We start from the raw sequence: 20,700 nt of genomic DNA, 5'->3' as shown, positions 1-20,700 counted from the left end.
ATTAACGACGTTGAAGTTGGTCAAGCTTCGCGCCATTGGCAAAATGAAGTTTCATGGCATTTTCCCACCCGCCAGCAATGCTCTCAACTGTTAGCAATTCAACTTCAGGGAAGCGATCAGCAAATTCTGCGTTCACTTTTTCATCATGAACGCGGTAATTAAACCCAGCCAGCAAACGTTGCGCTTCTTCACTGTACAGATAAGCGAGATATTCGTTGGCTACCTCAAGCGTGCCTTTACGCTTGGCATTTTTTTCCACCACGGCCACGGGAAACTCGGCCAAGATAGAGGTCTTAGGCACCACTACTTGATATTCATCCACGCCATACTGCTGACGAATATTGTTCACTTCAGATTCAAACGTAATCAGCACATCGCCAATGCCACGTTCAACAAACGAAGTAGTCGCACCACGGCCACCAGTATCAAATACCGCGACATTAGCTAAAAATTGTTTGAGGAATTGATTCTGCTCGGCTTGGTTCTCTTTGCCAAAAGTCTTTTGTGCATAACCGACCGCGGCCAAATAGGTATAACGTGCATTACCTGAGGTTTTAGGATTGGGGAATACAGAAGCCACATCAGCTTTGGCGAGATCGCCCCAATCTTGAATATTTTTTGGATTTCCCTTGCGCACTAAAAATGCGGTCGTGGAGTAGTAAGGTGAGCTTGCATTGGGCAATTTTTCTTGCCAATTAGCATCGATAAGCTTGCCGCGATCGTGCAGCACCTGAACATCCGTTACCTGATTGAATGTCACTACATCGGCGGCTAACCCCTGCAAAATTGAGCGAGCTTGCGCAGATGACCCACCGTGCGACTGTTTGATCTCCACTGTTTGGCCTGTCTTTTGTTGCCAGTGTTTTTCAAACACTGGGTTATAAGAAGCAAACAGCTCGCGAGCGATGTCGTACGATGAGTTGAGAATGGTTTGATCCGCGGCCGAAACATTCAACGATCCTACGGCTAATAAGCTGGCTAAGGCTGACTTGATGAACTTCATATATTGCTACTCCCTAATCACTACGGCCAAAATGGCGTCCTTGGCAATTAGAGTATGAGGAAAATGAATTATAACAAAGAGGATAACTAGAACTTTTTGGAATAAACTCTAGCAATAAATTGTATGCCAATTACCAGCACGACTTTATAGTAGTGTTCGGTAAGGTGGATACGTCATCTTACTCTTCCGACTAAAAAATTAAGGACAACATGATGGCGGACTTCCCAACGATTGAAGCATATGTCGGGCAAACGCCTTTAGTTCGCTTGCAGCGACTGGCGGCTCACACCTCAAGCACCGTATTGGTCAAGCTAGAAGGCAATAACCCAGCAGGTTCAGTCAAAGATCGCCCAGCGCTCAATATGATAGTGCAAGCAGAGCGTCGCCAAGAGATCCAGCCGGGCGATACCATCATTGAAGCGACCAGCGGCAACACGGGTATTGCGCTGGCAATGGCGGCCGCCATCAAGGGCTACAAAATGATTTTAATCATGCCAGATAATGCTACCCAAGAGCGTAAAGACGCGATGAAAGCGTATGGTTGTGAGCTCATTTTAGTCAGCAAAGAGCAAGGCATGGAAGGAGCGCGCGATTTAGCATTAAAAATGCAAAGTGAAGGCAAAGGAAAAGTGCTCGATCAATTCAATAACCCCGACAACCCGCAAGCTCATTTTGATTCTACTGGCCCAGAAATTTGGCAACAAAGCCACGGGGAAATCACCCACTTTGTCTCAAGTATGGGCACAACGGGCACCATCATGGGCACTTCTCGCTATCTAAAAACGCAAAATCCAGAGATAAGCATTGTCGGTTTACAACCAGCAGAAGGCAGTGCAATTCCGGGCATTCGCCGCTGGCCTCAAGCTTATTTACCCGGTATTTTTGAATCATCACGTGTTGATGTGGTACTCGATATCGAAGAGCAAGATGCCATCAATACGGCTCGTGCTTTGGCAACCCAAGAAGGCATTTGCGCTGGCGTCAGCTCTGGAGGCGCCGTTTTCGCTGCGTTACAAATCGCGCAACAAAATCCAGGAGCGGTGGTCGTCGCCATCATTTGCGATCGAGGCGATCGTTATCTCTCATCCGGTCTTTTTTCTTAGATCAAATCTCCAACCCAACGGGCTAATCAGTGCTGAACGCGCTCATCACTTTTTAGCCCTTGGCTTTGCTTCCACATCAGCATCCCTTGATTGCTCAGCAATAGCGAAGTTTGTTATCCTCTCCAACTATTTAAATGCATGTTCTGACGATTCTTTCTAACTCATGTCAGAGCTAAGGCCGCTGCCATTCCTGTACAGTGGTCATTTTCACAGTCAGCCATTGATAATCGAGTGACGAATAACATGAGCAAATCCAGCGCATCTTCCGCCGAGTCTTCACCACAGCACACCCCGATGATGCGGCAATATCTGCAATTGAAAGCCGAAAACCCCGATATTCTGCTCTTTTATCGGATGGGCGATTTCTACGAGCTGTTTTACGATGACGCTAAACGCGCATCGCAATTGCTGGAAATATCACTCACCAAACGCGGTGCTTCTGCGGGTGAACCTATTCCAATGGCGGGCGTTCCCTATCACGCTGTGGAAGGTTACTTAGCGAAATTGGTACAGCAGGGCGAATCCGTCGCGATTTGTGAACAAATTGGCGATCCTGCCACCAGCAAAGGCCCCGTTGAGCGTAAAGTGGTGCGGATTGTCACGCCCGGTACGGTCACGGATGAAGCCTTGCTCTCTGAGCGAGTCGATAACTTAATTGCCGCCATCTACCACCACGATGGTCGCTTTGGCTACGCAACCTTAGACATCACTTCAGGGCGCTTCCAACTGAGTGAGCCAGAAACCGAAGAGGCGATGGCCGCCGAACTGCAACGCACCGCACCGCGCGAACTGCTCTTCCCTGAAGATTTCACGCCAGTCACTTTAATGGGCAATCGCAAAGGAAACCGTCGCCGCCCTATTTGGGAATTTGAGTTAGAGACAGCAAAACAGCAGTTGAACCAACAATTTGGTACGCGTGATTTGGTCGGTTTTGGCGTAGAACAGGCTAAACTGGGCTTATGCGCCGCTGGCTGCTTGATTCAATACGTGAAAGATACGCAGCGCACTGCACTGCCTCATATTCGTTCACTGACGTTTGATCGCCAAGATCACTCGGTGATCTTAGATGCCGCCACGCGCCGTAATTTAGAGATCACGCAGAACTTGTCCGGTGGCTTTGATAACACCTTAGCGGAAGTGCTCGATCATTGCGCCACCCCAATGGGCAGCCGCATGCTCAAACGCTGGTTACACCAACCGATGCGCTGTATTGATACGCTGAATCAACGCCTTGATGCGATCGGCGAGTTGAAACAGCTTGCTCTGTTTAGTGAATTACAACCTGTGCTGAAACAGATTGGCGATATTGAACGTATTCTTGCTCGTTTGGCATTGCGTTCCGCTCGCCCAAGAGACTTAGCACGCCTGCGACATGCGATGCAGCAATTGCCGCAGCTCAGTGAAATACTGCAACCCTTATCGCAACCCCACTTAGTTCAGTTAACTCATCATGTACAGCCATTGGATGAGCTGTGCACACTGCTTGAGCGAGCAATCAAAGACAACCCACCAGTTGTGATTCGTGATGGTGGCGTGATTGCCGATGGCTACAGCGCCGAACTGGATGAATGGCGTGATTTAGCCAACGGCGCAACCGAATACTTGAATAAATTAGAAGCTGAAGAGCGCGAACATCACGGCATTGATACGCTAAAAGTCGGCTACAACGCGATTCACGGTTTCTACATTCAAGTCAGCCGTGGCCAGAGTCACCTTGTTCCTCCCCACTATGTGCGCCGCCAAACGCTGAAAAATGCCGAGCGTTATATTATTGCCGAGCTAAAAGCGCATGAAGATAAAGTGCTCAACTCGAAATCAAAAGCACTGGCAGTGGAAAAGCAGCTTTGGGAAGAGTTATTTGACTTATTGTTGCCTCATTTAGAGCAGATGCAAAACCTTGCATCTTCGCTATCGCAGCTCGATGTGTTGCAAAACCTTGCCGAGCGCGCTGAAAGCTTAGATTACTGTCGCCCGACCTTGAGTAAAGAGCCAGCGATCCATATCCAAGCTGGCCGTCACCCTGTCGTTGAGCAAGTGATGAATGAACCCTTCATTGCCAACCCAATTGAGCTCAATCCGCAACGAAAAATGTTGATCATTACCGGGCCTAACATGGGCGGTAAATCGACCTACATGCGCCAAACTGCATTGATTACTTTATTAGCGCATATCGGTTGCTATGTGCCAGCAGAAGCAGCACACATCGGTTCGATTGACCGCATCTTCACCCGCATTGGTGCATCGGACGATCTCGCCTCTGGTCGCTCTACTTTCATGGTTGAAATGACCGAAACTGCCAACATTTTGCATAATGCGACACAAAATAGCTTGGTATTGATGGATGAAATTGGCCGCGGCACCAGTACCTATGATGGGTTATCATTGGCTTGGGCAAGTGCACAATGGCTCGCAAGCCAAATTGGCGCGCTAACGCTATTTGCCACTCATTATTTTGAACTGACCGAGCTGCCAAACCAGCTACCTCACTTAGCCAACGTGCATTTAGATGCCGTGGAACATGGCGATAGCATTGCCTTTATGCATGCGGTTCAAGAAGGAGCGGCAAGTAAATCTTACGGCCTAGCAGTGGCAGGTCTTGCTGGCGTGCCTAAAACAGTGATCAAAAACGCGCGCGCTAAACTGTCGCAGCTTGAATTACTAAGCCAGCAACAACCTAATAGCAGTAAAAGCTCAACTGTAGATATTGCTAATCAACTCAGTTTGATCCCAGACCCAAGCGAAGTCGAACAGGCATTAGCAGCTATTGATCCTGACGATCTAACGCCTCGCCAAGCGTTAGAAGCACTTTATCGCTTGAAGAAGCTAATGTAACAATCTGATATTAAAAATAAAAAAGGCATCGATTTTAAGTCGGTGCCTTTTGTGATTTCATGTAATAGTTTTATAAATCAACGGCTTATGAATGAATGAATGAATGGTTTTATGAATCAAGGTCTTGTTGAACCAACCTTTAGTCGTATTCAACATTAAACAGCGCTTCCATGTTCAAGCCTTGTTTAACCAAGATCTCTCTCAAACGACGTAGACCTTCCACTTGAATTTGACGAACTCGTTCACGGGTTAAGTTAATTTCGCGCCCGACTTCTTCTAAGGTGGACGGTTCATAACCTAATAGTCCAAAACGGCGTGCAAGTACCTCTTTTTGTTTTGGGTTCAGTTCATCTAACCAATTCAGTAGTGATTCACGGATATCATCATCTTGCGTAGAAATTTCAGGATCAGAGTTGTTCGTATCTGGGATGATATCGAGTAGTGCTTTGTCACCATCGCCGCCAATCGGTGTATCAACAGAACTGATACGCTCGTTCAGACGTAGCATTTTACTGACATCTTCTACTGGCTTATCCAGTTGGAACGCAATTTCTTCTGCGGTAGGTTCGTGATCTAACTTCTGCGACAGCTCGCGAGCCGTGCGAAGGTAGATATTCAACTCTTTAACGACATGAATTGGCAAACGGATAGTGCGCGTTTGGTTCATTAATGCACGTTCAATGGTTTGACGGATCCACCAAGTAGCATAGGTTGAGAATCTAAAGCCACGTTCTGGATCAAATTTTTCTACCGCGCGGATCAAGCCTAAATTACCCTCTTCAATTAGATCGAGTAAAGCTAAGCCACGATTACCATAACGGCGAGAAATTTTAACGACCAAACGTAAGTTACTTTCGATCATGCGTTTACGAGCAGCTTCATCGCCTCTCAGTGAACGACGAGCATAAAGTACTTCTTCTTGAGCTGTTAATAATGGAGAAAAACCAATCTCGCTAAGATACATCTGTGTTGCATCTAAGCTTTTTGTTGACGCATCAAATCCTTCTTTGGCATCTTCGATTTGAACATCGTCATCGCTTTGGCTTTTAGTGGTGGTGAGTTCTTCATCAACCTCAATCGAATCCATGATCTCTTGGTCTTCAAACTCTTCGACTTTCGTTACTGCATTGCTGATACTCATAGCGCCTCCCCCTGGCGAGCTAGCAAGACATTACTACTTTCTAATGTCGCTACATGACTCTTTCAAGTATGTTTACGGTAAGTAGCGTTTTGGATTCACCGACTTACCTTGATAACGAATTTCAAAGTGTAAACGAACACTGCTGGTTCCTGAGCTGCCCATGGTTGCTATTTTTTGGCCAGCTTTAACACTTTGTCCTTCTTTTACCAGTAACCGATCGTTATGAGCATAAGCACTGAGGTAGTTATCGTTATGTTTAACAATCACAAGATTGCCGTAACCTCTTAATGCATTTCCCGAATAGACAACGGTTCCTGCAGCAGTTGATAAAATGGATTGACCACGCTGTCCTGCGATATCGATCCCTTTATTTCCTTGATCGCCTGCTGAAAAGTTTTTAATTATTCTCCCTTGTGTCGGCCATAACCATTTTGAAACTTTATCATCTTTTGGTTTAGCAAAGGTTACATTAGCATTAACATTTTGCTTACCTTTTGAATCAACATACTCTTTTGATTTCGATTGTTCAACTACCTTAGGAGGATCTTTCTTTGCGACTTTGGTCGAAGAACTTGCGGCATTAGATCCACTATTTTGATTAGAGTTTTTACTCACTCCGTCTACAACCATTGGGGGGGAAACTAAGCCAGCCATTGTGCTCGAAGGGGTTGCAGCCACAATGACTTCTGTTACACCACTACCACCGTAAGCAGGAGGCGTGTAATTGGGGATCCATAATTTGAGTTTTTGACCGGGATGAATGGTGTAAGGTTTTTTTAAATTATTGAAACGGATCAAGTCGTTTACATTTTTATCTGTGACATAAGATATAAAATAGAGCGTATCGCCTTTTTGCACTTCGTAAAAACTGCCGCGATAACTACCACGAGGAATGGCATTATAGTCTTTATTGAGCCCAGAAACGGGTGCAGGAGTATGAGCAGCACATCCGATAAGGACGCTACTAATTAGCACCATTATTACTCTGTTTCTTAGGTTACTCATCATCACTAAGCTAAATCACCGGCAACTAAAGGAACAAAACGCACCATCTCAATGGTGTTAGAAATAAAATCATCACCTTGGCGAACTATTTTCAATAACTGTTGCTCACTACTGCCGACAGGGATCACTAAACGGCCACCTTCCGCAAGCTGATCAAGCAGCGCATTTGGGACAAATTCGGCCGCTGCCGTAACAATGATCGCATCAAAAGGAGCTTTAGCATCCCAGCCCAACCAGCCATCACCATGCTTAGTGGAGACGTTATAAATATCAAGTTGCTTTAAACGACGCTTCGCGTCCCACTGTAATGACTTGATCCGTTCAATCGAATACACGTGCTCAACCAACTGGGCAAGCACAGCGGTTTGATAACCCGATCCTGTGCCAATTTCTAAGACCTTACTCTGCGGCTCAAGTTCTAAAAGCTGCGTCATTTTTGCCACAATGTAAGGTTGTGAAATCGTTTGTCCTTGGCCTATCGGCAAGGCATTGTTGTCATAGGCTTGATGCATCATCGCCTGAGAAACAAAGCTTTCTCTTGGCAAACAATGAATGGCATCCAAAACGGTTTGATCTTGGATACCATTCGCGATCAGAAATTCAATTAATCTGTCGGCATGTGGATTGGCCATTACCCTTTTTCCTTCAACCAGTTATCCATACTTGGCAGTGACTCATGAGCCGTGAGATCAACTTGCAACGGCGTCAAGGAGACATAGCCATGCTCAATCGCATAGAAATCAGTCCCTTGCCCTGCATCTTGCTCTTTACCCGGAGGACCTAACCAATAAATATCATGCCCACGAGGATCTTTCTGCTTAATCATACTTTCTGCGTGATGGCGAGCACCTAAACGCGTCACTTGAATACCCGCTAACTCCTCAAATGGACGATCTGGTACGTTCACATTCAATAATCGATTGGTTGGGATCGGGGCATTGAGATGCTGTTCGACCAACTGGCGTGCTATCTGCGCTGCCGTAGTAAAATTAGCCGTCCCGACCAATGAAAACGCGATCGCTTGCACCCCAAGAAAGTGCCCTTCCATCGCCGCCGCAACCGTGCCCGAATAGAGCACGTCATCGCCCAAATTCGCACCATGATTGATGCCTGTCAGCACCAAATCAGGCAGATCATCTTTGAGCAGTTCATTGAGTGCAAAATGCACACAATCGGTTGGTGTGCCTTGCACTGAATAGGTATTGGGTGCAATGAGATCCACACGAAGCGGCTGCTCTAATGTCAGCGAATTGGAGGCTCCTGACCGATTACGATCCGGCGCGACAATCACGATCTCGGCGAGATCAGCCAGCGCGCGTGCTAGGGTATTTAAACCTTGCGCGTATACACCATCATCATTGCTTAATAAAATCTTCATCGAGTTTTTTCCTTAGAACTCGCGTTCAACCGCTATCTCTTCAACCAATTCGCGAATGACTGAGGTAGCAAAACTTCCTGCATCTAAATCAAAACGTAACGTCACATTGTCTTGTTCAACTGTCCAAGAAAGATTCTGAGGCTTAAGCATCACCGCCCGGCGCTCATGACGCATACGATTGCTGCGGATCAGTGCCATCAAGTCAGGTTCAGCATCAAGGTGAACTTGTTCTAAATCTAAAGCCTCGCCTTGCGTCGGTAGTGCGTTATCGCCCGCCAAAGCAGCACTTATTTGCACTTCATTCAATGCCAGCTTGTTATTGAGATCGGTAAGATTCACCAAGGTGGCTAAGGTCGTTTTCTCTCCCTCAAGTGCGATATCTCCTTCGATAAATTGGTGTAACTTATCTTGCTCGATACGGGCAGAGACAATTTGGTTGAAAATCCACGAACGGGCCGCCGAAAGATACAAACTGCGCTGATTTTGGTTACGTGAACGCACGTTCTCTTTTCCCCAGCGACGCGCTTCACTGAGGTTATTGCCGTGATTGCCAAAACGTTGGCTACCAAAATAATTAGGCATACCGTGCGTGGCGATGTGCTCTAATCGCGTCACTACTTCGGCGGTGTCGGTGACTTCAGAAAGCGTGATTTCAAAATGATTGCCGACTAAATCTCCGGGGCGCAACTTTTTATTGTGACGCGTAGTTTCCAGAATTTCGATGCTCGGATATTGAGCCAAAAACTCGGTGAAATCTGGCGTCTCACCTTTTGGTAAATGTACACTGAGCCACTGCTGCGTAACCGCATGACGATCTTTCAGACCAGCCCAACTCACATCTTTTGATTTCACACCGCATGCTTTGGCCAATTCATTGACCACAAAACTGGTATTCTCACCAGTTTTACGAATATGAACCATTAAGTGTTCACCACTTCCTGCCAGTTCGAATCCTAAGTCTTCAATCACTTTAAAGTGCTCTGGCTTGGCTTTTATTTTGGCTTTAGCGGCTGGTTTACCACAGAGGTAAGCCAATGAAGATAATATATCTGACATGTTTTCATCCGTCGCTGACGCGAGTTGGCGGTAATAATAAAAACAGCGACGCATGAGCCGCTATTGCGCGTTACTGAGCGTGCCATTCGTTGGCGGTAGTCCATCAATAACGTGTTTTTACATAGAAGGAGAGGCACGTGAATTGCCATTACCTCTTCAATTTGGGTCGTTTTTTATTAAGGCGATATTATGCTTTGATCAACCGAGCATTTAATCTGTAGTACATTTGATCAATAAGACAACCGCTTCGCAAGCAATACCCTCTTTGCGCCCAGTGAAACCAAGGCGTTCGGTTGTGGTTGCTTTGACGTTAATATTATCTAGCGTCGTTTCAAGATCTTGCGCAATGGCAGCGCACATCGCTTCAATATACGGCGCCATCTTCGGCGCTTGCGCGATAATGGTGACGTCGGCATTTCCTAAACGGTAGCCTTGCGCTTTCACACGGCGATAGACATCTTTCAATAATTCACGGCTATCTGCCCCTTTCCATTTATCATCGGTATCGGGGAAATGGCGGCCAATATCACCTGCGGCAATCGCGCCAAGCAGCGCATCACTTAAAGCATGCAAGGCGACATCACCATCGGAATGAGCAATTAAGCCTTGCTCATAAGGAACGGCAATTCCCCCAATGATGACTGGGCCTTCACCGCCAAATTTATGAACATCAAAACCGTGGCCAATTCTAATCATGGTTATTTCCTATTGCGGCTAGTGAAGAAGTACGACCTAAATAAAACTCAGCTAAAGCGAGATCTTCGGGTTGCGTAATTTTGAGATTATCCGCCCGCCCAGCGACCAACGCTGGATGTAACCCTTGCCACTCCATTGCGGATGCTTCATCGGTGATGATGACTTGCTGATCTAACGCGTCCGACAAAGCCTCAAAAAGCGGCTTGGCTCTAAACATCTGGGGGGTGAGTGCATGCCATAATGCGACGCGATCAACGGTATGATCAATGTTGCTTTCGCCATCAGCACGCTTCATTGTGTCTCGAACGGGTGCAGCTAAAATCGCACCTACCGGATGCTCTTTAGCCGTCTTAATCAATCGGTCAATATCTGCAAAAGTAAGACAAGGCCGCGCTGCATCATGCACGAGAACCCATTCACCTAGGGAATTAGCTAAAACATATTGCAGCGCCGAGAGCACCGAGTCGGCTCGCTCTTGACCACCGCTGACGCGAATAACATTGGGGTTAGTGGCTAATGGCAGAGCAAAATAGTAAGGATCATCGTCACTGACGGCGACAACAACGCGATCAATATTAGGGTGCGCGAGCAGCGTCGCTATTGTGTGTTCGAGAACGGTTTTGTTGTGTATGGTTAAATACTGTTTCGGACGATCTGCTTGCATTCGGCTGCCAACACCAGCAGCCGGTACAATCGCGGTAAGAGAAAGCGTACTGTGCGGCATTTATTGACTATCCTCACCGACCAATCGATAGAAAGTTTCACCTTCTTTTATCATTCCTAATTCATGACGCGCTCGCTCTTCAATCGCGTCCAATCCTTGTCGTAAATCATCAATTTCGACGAACATTTCCGAATTTCGTAGCGTTAGGTTTTCGTTTACTTGTTGCTGCACGTCAATTTCATCGACAATGGTTCGATAATCAGCAATGCCATTTTTACCGAGCCACAAATCGTACTGTAATAAACCGAATAATAACGCCAATGTCACCGCAAAAAGTCGCATCACATCTATAACCATTCAAAACGTTCACTATGAAAGAGAACGTAAACGATAAACAAAGCGTGCTGTTTAAAAAAAGTGACGCTCTAACACAGCACGAAAATGATGGCTATTTATACCACAAGCCTTTATTTAACTCATCATTAGGAACGCAAATAAGCCGCCACCGAGAATTAAACGGTAAATGACAAACGGAGTCATACCCATTTTAGAAATCAGTTTTAAGAAGAAATGGATACAAATATAAGCACTGATAAAGGAGGTAAGGATACCCGTCATTAAGAAACCAAAATGCACAGGTTCGCCACTGGTCACCAGCTTTAACCCTAAATAACCACCCGCCAAAACAATGATGGGAATCGACATCAAGAAAGAAAAACGCGCGGCCGCTTCACGAGTAAAACCAAGATACAACGCCGCAGTGATGGTCGCTCCTGAGCGAGAGGTACCGGGGATAACCGCAACTGCTTGTGCCAAACCAATCATCAGCGATTTTTTCCAATCGGCTTGGTATTCATCATCCGCTAATGGAGCGTTTTTATCGACATACCACAGTAATAGACCAAAAATAATAGTGGTGGTTGCTATCACCCAAGCACTGCGTAGGTAGAGTTCAACAATATCTTTCATAAAAAAGCCGAAAATACAGGCAGGGATGGTGGCTAGTACGATCATCCATGCCAGTTTCGATTCTTTACTGCGCTCGCCTTTAAAAATCGAGGCAAAAAAAGCGCGCAGTAAAGTCACGACTTCTTTCCTAAAATAGATAACCACGGCAGCTAATGTGCCGACATGCACCGCCACATCAAAGGCAAGACCTTGATCCTCCCAGCCTAAAATAGCTGAAGGCAAAATCAAATGGGCGGAGCTGGAGATGGGTAAAAATTCGGTTAAGCCTTGAATCAAAGCCAAAAAAAACGCTTCTAAATAACTCATTACTGACTCTTATTAATTAATGTCAAACCAAAGTTTGACAGGGGTGAGCGATTCTAAGTTGATCGCCTGTTGCCATATTTGACGCACACTACGACCATCATTGGGAACGATCCGTTCCGGTGACAAATCGTAAAGTGGTTGTATGACAAATGGATATTTAAAGATATCACTGCGTGGCAGTTCAGGATCTTGCGCTGAAATGTCTTCACCAAACAAGATGATATCGAGATCTAAGGTGCGATCTTGAAATTTTTCCGCCTGCGGGTCGCGCCCCCATCGAGATTCAATCGCTCGAAGTTGCGCCACGAAATCACTCAACGAAAGCCTTGTTTCCAGCGCAACGACTAAATTATAAAAGGCCGCACTATTGAACCCAACCGATGCACATTCGTAAATGGTCGAGATCTGTAGATGATTTCCGATGGTCGACAATTCCTCGATGGCCGCTTCGATATGTTTGCGTCTTTCAATATTAGAACCGACGCCAACATAGACCGTAGTCATGCATCGCCTCGCTCAATAATAACGCCAACACTGGATGCCTGTGCTACCGCGCCGGGCTTTGCTAAGCGAATTTTAACCCAAGGAACGGAAAAACGCTGCATCAGAAGCTCTGCTACTTCTTCTGCAACACGCTCTACCAATAAAAAGCGACCATTTTCAATATGTGCGATCACCGCTTGACTCACTTGTGCGTAGTCTAATGCATCGCTCACATCATCACTTTTACCTGCGGGTTGATTGTCGTGCGCCATTTCGATGTCGAGCACCAACTTCTGCTTAATCTCTTGTTCCCAATCATACACGCCAATGGTCGTAATTACCGTCAGCTGTTCAATAAAGACTTTGTCCATTTTTGCGTCTCTTCCTCTAGAGGTCGGATACCCTAATTACGTAAAAAATCGTACTATTTTGCCTAATCGCGATATCATATACCCAAACTGAGTCGAGATGCGAAATCCAAAACATTTTTTTGCTTTTCATCATGGTTAACAATGGCTTGTGAACTTGCTTTAGGGTATTTCCACTGCAGAGGTACTTATGACACCACTCGCACTGATAATGATCATTTCTGCCTATTTACTGGGTTCGATCTCAAGTGCGGTGTTGATCTGCCGTTTATTACGCCTGCCCGATCCTCGCAATATGGGCTCAAATAACCCCGGTGCAACTAACGTATTACGCATTGGTGGAAAAAAAGCCGCCATCGCGGTACTGCTGTGTGACATGCTCAAAGGTACTATTCCCGTATGGGGCAGCTACTATTTGGGGATTGACCCCATTTTGTTAGGCCTAGTCGCCATCGCCGCTTGCCTTGGCCATATGTATCCTATTTTCTTTCATTTTAAAGGCGGAAAAGGTGTTGCAACAGCACTGGGAGCAATCGCACCGATCGGTTTAGATCTCACCGCACTTATCATATTGACTTGGGTCAGCGTTGCATTTTTATTTCGCTATTCATCCTTAGCGGCTTTGGTTACCGTGCTGCTCGCTCCGTTCTACACTTGGTTGATCAAACCGCAATATACCTTACCGGTAGCAATGCTGTGCTGCCTTATCGTGTTTCGTCATCACCAAAATATTAAACGGTTATTGGCTGGCACAGAGCCGAAAGTGGGTGAGAAAAAAACGCTTGGTTCTTGAGCTAGCTTGGATGATGGATAAACCCGCTTGCAAATAACGTCAATGACGAATAAGCAAAAGGCCTCTTACGAAGCCTTTTTGATTAAGCATGACCCGGTAATTAGAGAAGACTAGCTAAGCGCTTTTTTCAAGAAACGGGTCAACATGGCGGTAACGTATTCAGGTTGTTCTAAGTTACTGATATGTCCAGCATTAGCAATAACCTCTAACTCACTGCCGTGAATGGCATCATTCATTAAGTAAGCCTCAAGAGGCGGACGAGGCATATCTTCAGCGCCAGCTGCAATCAGCACTGGCAACCTCAATTGCTCCACCTCTTCAATCATGTCACGACGACCGAAGATCATTTTCCCCAACCGAGCCACTTCCACCGCTTGTTGACCAGTAAGCGCCGATAAATGTTGCTTGAATCCAGCCACTAATGTCGGAGATTGCTGCTCGCCATCTTTTGCAAAAAACATCGGTACAACTGCATCAACAATCGGTGATGGCACTTGCTGCATCGCCGCAATCGCATCGAGCATGGCAAAATATTTTGCATGGCTGACTTCAGGCTCTAGACCAACAAAGGTATCCATCATCACTAATGATTTCACGCGCGCAGGCGCAAGAACGGCTAACTCAGCCCCCCACATTCCACCTACAGAAAGACCAATGATAGAAAACTGCTCAATCGATAAGTGGTCCATCAAAGCCAAAATATGCTGAGCATAATCTTTCAGTGTGTTCATGGATGACGGTGCGAAATCTGACTGACCATGCGCCCATAAATCAGGCACGATACAGCGGTAGTGTTGACTCAACGCTTCCACCTGAGGTGCCCACATTGCGCTATCCCACAGATAGCTGTGACCGAAAACAAGCACTTCACCTTGCCCTTGATCCAAATAACGCATCTGGCAATCATCAATAACAAATGTCTTCATTGTGAATCCAATATTAGTAAAGTAGGTTGGCATTGTAGCATTGATATGAGCGATAACAGCTCAGAGCAGAATGTAAGCAATGGCTAATTAAAATCAATACAGAACGCCACAGAAACGGAAGTACCAAAGAACAAAACGGCCTCTAAAAAGAGACCGTTGTGACACCCGCTAAATAATGGGTTTAAGTTGATCAATCGGCCAGCGAGGTGTTGCCTGCACCGCTAAATCGACTGTTTCACCATTTTTTAAACGCTGCATACCCGCATAAGCAATCATTGCACCGTTGTCGGTACAAAACTCAGTACGTGGGTAATACACTTCGCCACCAATTTTTTTCGCCAGTGCGCCAAGCTCTGCGCGTAACTGTTTATTGGCACTCACGCCACCGGCAATAACAATACGTTTCATGCCAGTTTGCTCAAGGGCTCGCTTGCACTTAATCACTAAAGTGCCACACACCGCCTCTTGAAAGGCATACGCAATATCTGCTCGGGTCTGATCATCATTCTCATTAGCTGCAATCGTATTGGCTGTAAATGTTTTTAAACCAGAGAAACTCATGTCTAACCCTGGTCGATCCGTCATCGGACGCGGAAACTTAAAACGCCCTGGCGTTCCTTTTTCTGCCAAACGAGCCAACAATGGCCCCCCAGGATAATCAAGCCCCATCAGCTTCGCGGTTTTATCAAACGCCTCACCGGCCGCATCATCAATAGACTCTCCGAGGATCTTATATTCACCAATCCCTTTCACCTCTACCATCATGGAATGACCACCGGAAACCAGTACGGCCACAAACGGAAACGGAGGCGGATTATCTTCAAGCATCGGAGCTAAAAGGTGCCCTTCCATATGGTGAACAGGCACCGCAGGCACATTCCACGCATAAGCCAAACTACGGCCAATCGTCGCGCCAACAAGCAGCGCACCCACTAAACCAGGACCTGCGGTGTAAGCCACGCCATCAATATCCGCAGGCGTCAAATTCGCTTCAGCCATCGCTGCTTTTATCAGTGGAATGGTCTTTTTAACATGGTCTCTAGAAGCAAGCTCCGGCACCACACCGCCGTAATCGGCGTGCAGTTTTACTTGGCTGTACAATTGATGAGAAAGTAAGCCTTTCTCTTCGTCATAAATGGCGATGCCAGTCTCGTCACACGAGGTTTCAATACCAATAATGCGCATAATTTTCTCAGCACGCTTTCATCAACAATTGGAAATGGCCGCCATGTTACCCCGCCTTGGCTCCGTAAACAAATTTTGTACAGACTATAATCGACAAAGTGCTTTACAAAGCTATTGCGATCGGATTAAAATTCCGCACCATTTTTGATCAAGCTGATAACCGAGCAAACAGACAAGAAATCTTGTGGTTTAAGCCTCAAAATATCAGCGTTAACGAATAACCCCTGAGGTGAAAGGCATATGCCAATAGTTAAAGTACGTGAAAACGAACCGTTCGATGTTGCATTACGTCGTTTCAAGCGCTCTTGCGAAAAAGCAGGTATCCTTTCTGAAGTGCGTCGTCGTGAGCACTATGAAAAACCAACTACCGTTCGCAAACGCGCTAAAGCAGCAGCTCAAAAGCGTCACGCTAAGAAGCTAGCTCGCGAAAACGCACGTCGCGTTCGCCTGTACTAATAACCTTTTTCCATTAAGGAACGAGAGTTATGGCTCTAATTGATATCCTCAAAGAAGAGCAAAAATTAGCGATGAAAGCCAAGGATAAAGTACGCCTTGGCACTATTCGTTTAGCCTTATCCGCGATCAAACAACGAGAAGTCGACGAGCAGATCACTCTGAACGACGACGATATTCTTGCTGTGATGGTAAAAATGGTTAAACAGCGTCGCGACTCTGTCGCTCAATATGAAGCTGCCAATCGTCAAGATCTCGCAGATGCAGAGCAAGCAGAAATCACTATCCTTGAGGCATTTATGCCTCAGCCGTTGAGCGATGATGAAGTGAGCGCATTAATTGATGATGCGATCACCCAGTCCGCTGCTGCTGGCATGCAAGACATGGGGAAAGTGATGGCTGTCTTGAAACCGCAAATTCAAGGGCGTGCAGATATGGGTAAAGTCAGCGGATTAGTTCGAACTAAACTCGCTTAAATGCCCGCATCAAATTGCATCAAGCCGTGCTATCCTCTGGAGCGCACGGCTTGTTTGTATCTAATCATTCGTTTTAATCTTTTCTTTTAGGTTTTATGGCAGGACACATCCCTCGCAGTTTTATTGATGATCTCCTTGCTCGACTTGATATTGTCGACATCATAGACGCACGTGTGAAACTTAAGAAAAAAGGTAAGAACTACGGTGCTTGCTGCCCATTCCATAATGAAAAAACGCCCTCATTTAGTGTAAGCCAAGAAAAACAGTTCTATCACTGCTTTGGTTGTGGCGTGCATGGCAACGCCATCGACTTCATGATGGAATATGAACGCCTTGAATTCGTCGAGGCCATCGAAGAATTGGCTTCTTTTGTGGGGCTAGAAGTTCCCCGAGAGCAACGCTCTAGTGGCCATTTCTCATCAGCCCCTAAAGCCAATAGTGAAGAAAAACGCACCCTTTATGACTTAATGGGCAGCATTGCGCAGTTTTACCGCAACCAACTCAAAGTTCCGGGTAATCGTCATGCCATCGAGTACCTAAAAGATCGCGGTCTTTCTGGCGAAATCGTGCAGAAATTTGGTATTGGCTATATCGCTGACGAATGGGATTTAGTGCGCAAAAACTTCGGTCAGCAACAAGAAAGCCAAGAGATGCTCGTCACTGGCGGCATGTTGATCGAAAATGACAAAGGCAACCGCTACGATCGTTTTCGTGGACGTATTATGTTTCCCATTCGCGACCGCCGCGGACGAGTGATCGGCTTTGGTGGACGCGTTACTGGTGATGGAACGCCAAAATACCTGAACTCACCAGAAACTCCCATTTTCCATAAAGGTAAAGAGCTGTATGGCCTATACGATGTCATGCAAGCCTATCGTGAACCCCCGCAAATATTAGTTGTTGAAGGTTATATGGATGTGGTGGCTCTGGCGCAATATGGAGTGGACTACTCGGTTGCTTCGCTAGGAACCTCAACTACTGGCGATCACCTGCAACTGCTTTTTCGCCAAACCAATACGGTGGTCTGTTGCTATGATGGTGACCGAGCAGGACGAGAAGCGGCGTGGCGCGCACTGGAAAATGCGTTGAGTTATCTCAAAAGTGGCAATATTCTTAAATTTCTGTTTTTACCTGATGGTGAAGACCCAGATAGCTACATCAGAACCCATGGAAAAGCGGCCTTTGAACAGTTAGTGCAAGATGCTGAACCCTTATCCAAATACCTATTTACCAACCTACTGTCACAAGTTGATGTCGGTAATAACGAAGGGAAAGCAGCGCTTGAGGCGCTGACATTACCACTGATTAATAAAGTGCCAGACACATCTCTACAAGCGCAATTGCTCAAAATATTAGGGCAAAAAACTGGGATTTATAAAAAGCCATCACTGCCAGAATCAGACAAACACCGCTCACAGCCACACAAAGAGCTCAAACGCACACCGATGCGTGAAGTGATCGCTTTGCTTATTCAAAATCCAAGCTATGCTGAAATGGTGCCTGATATTTCCAGCGTTCAATCCTTGCCCATACCCGGTTTAAGTTTATTAATTGAGGTACTTGAGAATTGTCAAGCGTACCCCAATATTACTACAGGCCAATTGCTTGAACACTGGCGCGGTAATAAAAACGAGACCCTTCTGTCTCGCCTCGCAAGTTGGGAAATTCCACTTGTTGAAGACAACCAAGAAGAACTATTTTTAGATTCATTGGACAAAATATTGGCTCAATGCATCGAAAAGCAAATTGAAAACCTGCAGGCAAAAGAAAGAAGCGTCGGTTTATCAGCCGAAGAGAGACGGGAGCTTCAAGACTTAATGAAAGACTTGAAAGCGTAACCCAGTTTAAATAGTCAGCAATGAATAAATTTGTTAGTATATGTGGTTTGCATTTCGCATACTAATTCCTTCACCAGATATGAAGTTGGATACCGTCTATGGATCAAAATCCGCAGTCACAGCTAAAACTACTTGTCATTAAAGGCAAAGAGCAAGGCTATCTGACCTACGCCGAAGTAAATGACCACCTACCAGCAGAAATCGTAGATTCCGAGCAGGTAGAAGATATCATTCAGATGATCAATGACATGGGCATTAAGGTGGTAGAAACTGCCCCTGATGCCGATGATCTTGCTCTAAATGATGACAACGCAATCACCGATGAGGATGCTGCCGAAGCTGCAGCCGCTGCATTATCCAGTGTAGAAAGCGAAATTGGTCGTACTACCGACCCTGTGCGCATGTATATGCGCGAAATGGGTACCGTAGAACTGCTGACTCGCGAAGGTGAAATTGATATCGCTAAGCGTATTGAAGATGGTATTAACCAAGTTCAACGCGCAGTGGCTGAATATCCAGGCACCATTCCATACATCTTAGAGCAATTTGACAAAGTTCTTGCTGAAGAACTTCGTTTAACAGACCTGATCTCAGGTTTTGTTGATCCTGACTCAGATGCAACGAACGCCCCAACAGCGACCCATATCGGTTCAGAGCTTGCTAGTGCTGACCTTGCTGATGAAGACGACCTCGATGATGACGACGATGACGACAGCGAAGATACTGACTCTGAAGAAGATGCAGGAATCGACCCTGAGCTTGCGCTAGAAAAATTCACCGAACTACGCAACAAGTATCAAAATCTTCAACTCGCGAAAAATGAGCATGGCTATGACAGCAATAAAGCCGCCCAAGCTACCGAGTTGATGCTGGATATTTTCCGTGAATTCCGACTCACGCCAAAGCAATTTGACTACCTAGTCAACAAGCTTCGCACCTCTATGGATCGTGTTCGTACTCAAGAACGTCTGATCATGAGAGCTGCGGTCGAATACGGTAAAATGCCTAAGAAATCATTCATTGCCTTATTCACTGGCAATGAATCAAGCGATGCATGGTTAGATGAAGTACTCGCTTCAGAAAAACCTTATGCAGAAAAAATCAGACAGCAAGAAGAAGACATTCGTCGTTCAATTCATAAATTGAAAATGATCGAAGAAGAAACGTCTTTGAATGTACAAAACATTAAAGACATCAGCCGTCGCATGTCTATCGGTGAAGCGAAAGCTCGTCGAGCGAAAAAAGAGATGGTTGAAGCAAACTTGCGTCTGGTTATTTCTATCGCGAAGAAATACACCAACCGTGGCCTGCAGTTCTTGGATCTTATCCAAGAAGGTAATATCGGCCTGATGAAAGCGGTAGATAAGTTTGAATACCGCCGTGGTTATAAGTTCTCAACTTACGCCACTTGGTGGATTCGCCAAGCTATCACACGTTCAATTGCAGACCAAGCACGTACTATTCGTATTCCAGTGCACATGATCGAAACGATCAACAAACTGAATCGAATCTCACGTCAGATGCTGCAAGAGATGGGCCGTGAGCCTCTGCCAGAAGAATTGGCAGAACGCATGCAAATGCCAGAAGATAAAATTCGTAAAGTACTGAAAATTGCTAAAGAGCCAATCTCTATGGAGACACCTATCGGTGACGACGAAGATTCGCATCTTGGTGACTTTATCGAGGATACAACCCTTGAACTACCACTTGATTCTGCTACGGCCACCAGCCTAAGAGCAGCGACTCGTGACGTTCTTGCTGGCCTAACCCCTCGTGAAGCGAAAGTACTGCGTATGCGTTTCGGTATTGACATGAATACAGACCATACGCTAGAAGAAGTTGGTAAGCAGTTTGACGTAACGCGTGAGCGTATCCGCCAAATTGAAGCGAAAGCACTGCGTAAACTGCGTCACCCAAGCCGCTCTGAAACATTGCGCAGCTTCCTAGACGAGTAATCGCAACCTATCCAATCTAAAAGGTGAGCACAAGCTCACCTTTTTTGTATCTCATGGTTTAAGTGGATAA

The 20,700-nt window shown here is 46.0% G+C and carries 21 protein-coding genes; 7 read left to right on the top strand and 14 right to left on the bottom strand.

Features of this window, described 5'->3' with window-relative positions; translation table 11 throughout:
• Position 1: 1 nt before the first annotated feature.
• Positions 2-1,003 carry a thiosulfate ABC transporter substrate-binding protein CysP gene (cysP, locus tag AACQ79_RS16230; protein WP_170899395.1) on the bottom strand — a complete coding sequence of 334 codons (1,002 nt, stop codon included), beginning with the start codon at positions 1,001-1,003 and terminating at the stop codon, positions 2-4.
• Positions 1,004-1,215: 212 nt separating this feature from the next.
• On the opposite strand from cysP, the gene cysM reads away from it, so the two are divergent.
• Positions 1,216-2,106: a cysteine synthase CysM gene (cysM, locus tag AACQ79_RS16225; RefSeq protein ID WP_047688250.1), complete on the top strand. Its 891-nt coding sequence runs from the start codon at positions 1,216-1,218 to the stop codon at positions 2,104-2,106.
• A 243-nt stretch (positions 2,107-2,349) separates the two neighbouring features.
• Positions 2,350-4,938, top strand: coding sequence for a DNA mismatch repair protein MutS (mutS, locus tag AACQ79_RS16220; RefSeq protein WP_170899394.1), 2,589 nt, complete (start codon positions 2,350-2,352; stop codon positions 4,936-4,938).
• A 139-nt stretch (positions 4,939-5,077) separates the two neighbouring features.
• Here the strand turns inward: mutS and rpoS are convergent, their stop codons facing one another.
• The 11 genes from rpoS to folB all read right to left on the bottom strand — a co-directional run bounded on the left by rpoS (position 5,078) and on the right by folB (position 13,007).
• On the bottom strand, positions 5,078-6,079 hold the full coding sequence (gene rpoS / locus AACQ79_RS16215; RefSeq protein WP_017046716.1) for an RNA polymerase sigma factor RpoS: 1,002 nt from the start codon (positions 6,077-6,079) through the stop codon (positions 5,078-5,080).
• Positions 6,080-6,151: 72 nt separating this feature from the next.
• Positions 6,152-7,084, bottom strand: a complete 933-nt coding sequence (nlpD, locus tag AACQ79_RS16210; protein ID WP_047688264.1) for a murein hydrolase activator NlpD — start codon at positions 7,082-7,084, stop codon at positions 6,152-6,154.
• A gap of 5 nt (positions 7,085-7,089) precedes the next feature.
• On the bottom strand, positions 7,090-7,716 hold the full coding sequence (locus tag AACQ79_RS16205) for a protein-L-isoaspartate(D-aspartate) O-methyltransferase (RefSeq protein ID WP_013857716.1): 627 nt from the start codon (positions 7,714-7,716) through the stop codon (positions 7,090-7,092).
• Positions 7,716-8,462 carry a 5'/3'-nucleotidase SurE gene (gene surE / locus AACQ79_RS16200; protein WP_010320454.1) on the bottom strand — a complete coding sequence of 249 codons (747 nt, stop codon included), beginning with the start codon at positions 8,460-8,462 and terminating at the stop codon, positions 7,716-7,718. Before surE ends, AACQ79_RS16205 begins: the two co-directional genes overlap by 1 nt.
• Positions 8,463-8,474: 12 nt before the next feature.
• Complete coding sequence (gene truD, locus AACQ79_RS16195) at positions 8,475-9,518, bottom strand: tRNA pseudouridine(13) synthase TruD (protein WP_445285858.1); 1,044 nt, start codon at positions 9,516-9,518, stop codon at positions 8,475-8,477.
• A 210-nt stretch (positions 9,519-9,728) separates the two neighbouring features.
• Entirely contained in the window at positions 9,729-10,214 is a 486-nt protein-coding gene (gene ispF, locus AACQ79_RS16190; RefSeq protein ID WP_013857718.1) for a 2-C-methyl-D-erythritol 2,4-cyclodiphosphate synthase, read from the bottom strand.
• Positions 10,207-10,938, bottom strand: coding sequence for a 2-C-methyl-D-erythritol 4-phosphate cytidylyltransferase (ispD, locus tag AACQ79_RS16185; protein WP_170899392.1), 732 nt, complete (start codon positions 10,936-10,938; stop codon positions 10,207-10,209). Before ispD ends, ispF begins: the two co-directional genes overlap by 8 nt.
• Positions 10,939-11,220 carry a cell division protein FtsB gene (gene ftsB / locus AACQ79_RS16180; protein ID WP_026027578.1) on the bottom strand — a complete coding sequence of 94 codons (282 nt, stop codon included), beginning with the start codon at positions 11,218-11,220 and terminating at the stop codon, positions 10,939-10,941.
• A gap of 129 nt (positions 11,221-11,349) precedes the next feature.
• Complete coding sequence (locus AACQ79_RS16175) at positions 11,350-12,153, bottom strand: undecaprenyl-diphosphate phosphatase (RefSeq protein WP_017046711.1); 804 nt, start codon at positions 12,151-12,153, stop codon at positions 11,350-11,352.
• 12 nt (positions 12,154-12,165) lie between these two features.
• Positions 12,166-12,657: a 2-amino-4-hydroxy-6-hydroxymethyldihydropteridine diphosphokinase gene (gene folK, locus AACQ79_RS16170; RefSeq protein ID WP_170899391.1), complete on the bottom strand. Its 492-nt coding sequence runs from the start codon at positions 12,655-12,657 to the stop codon at positions 12,166-12,168.
• On the bottom strand, positions 12,654-13,007 hold the full coding sequence (folB, locus tag AACQ79_RS16165) for a bifunctional dihydroneopterin aldolase/7,8-dihydroneopterin epimerase (RefSeq protein ID WP_013857722.1): 354 nt from the start codon (positions 13,005-13,007) through the stop codon (positions 12,654-12,656). The genes folK and folB overlap by 4 nt, the downstream gene beginning before the upstream one ends.
• 187 nt (positions 13,008-13,194) lie before the next feature.
• On the opposite strand from folB, the gene plsY reads away from it, so the two are divergent.
• Positions 13,195-13,797, top strand: coding sequence for a glycerol-3-phosphate 1-O-acyltransferase PlsY (plsY, locus tag AACQ79_RS16160; RefSeq protein ID WP_017047525.1), 603 nt, complete (start codon positions 13,195-13,197; stop codon positions 13,795-13,797).
• Positions 13,798-13,907: 110 nt separating this feature from the next.
• Here the strand turns inward: plsY and AACQ79_RS16155 are convergent, their stop codons facing one another.
• Both AACQ79_RS16155 and tsaD read right to left on the bottom strand, forming a co-directional pair.
• Positions 13,908-14,756: an alpha/beta fold hydrolase gene (locus tag AACQ79_RS16155; RefSeq protein WP_094129980.1), complete on the bottom strand. Its 849-nt coding sequence runs from the start codon at positions 14,754-14,756 to the stop codon at positions 13,908-13,910.
• A 135-nt stretch (positions 14,757-14,891) separates the two neighbouring features.
• Positions 14,892-15,908, bottom strand: a complete 1,017-nt coding sequence (tsaD, locus tag AACQ79_RS16150) for a tRNA (adenosine(37)-N6)-threonylcarbamoyltransferase complex transferase subunit TsaD (protein ID WP_017046706.1) — start codon at positions 15,906-15,908, stop codon at positions 14,892-14,894.
• A gap of 240 nt (positions 15,909-16,148) precedes the next feature.
• Between tsaD and rpsU the strand changes: the two genes are divergently transcribed.
• The 4 genes from rpsU (at position 16,149) to rpoD (ending at position 20,630) form a co-directional block, all read left to right on the top strand.
• Positions 16,149-16,364 (top strand): 30S ribosomal protein S21, encoded by a 216-nt coding sequence (gene rpsU, locus AACQ79_RS16145; RefSeq protein ID WP_004396009.1) that lies wholly within the window; start codon positions 16,149-16,151, stop codon positions 16,362-16,364.
• Between the two features lie 29 nt (positions 16,365-16,393).
• Positions 16,394-16,837, top strand: a complete 444-nt coding sequence (locus AACQ79_RS16140) for a GatB/YqeY domain-containing protein (RefSeq protein WP_010318215.1) — start codon at positions 16,394-16,396, stop codon at positions 16,835-16,837.
• A gap of 95 nt (positions 16,838-16,932) precedes the next feature.
• Positions 16,933-18,675 (top strand): DNA primase, encoded by a 1,743-nt coding sequence (dnaG, locus tag AACQ79_RS16135; protein ID WP_170899390.1) that lies wholly within the window; start codon positions 16,933-16,935, stop codon positions 18,673-18,675.
• Between the two features lie 98 nt (positions 18,676-18,773).
• Positions 18,774-20,630: an RNA polymerase sigma factor RpoD gene (gene rpoD / locus AACQ79_RS16130; RefSeq protein WP_013857727.1), complete on the top strand. Its 1,857-nt coding sequence runs from the start codon at positions 18,774-18,776 to the stop codon at positions 20,628-20,630.
• The last annotated feature ends 70 nt before the right edge of the window (positions 20,631-20,700 follow it).

This window comes from Vibrio sp. 3-2(1), from assembly GCF_963887575.1.
Lineage (GTDB): Bacteria > Pseudomonadota > Gammaproteobacteria > Enterobacterales > Vibrionaceae > Vibrio > Vibrio anguillarum.
The sequence above is the reverse complement of the archived record's forward strand: the minus strand, read 5'-3'. Positions and strand labels throughout refer to the sequence as shown.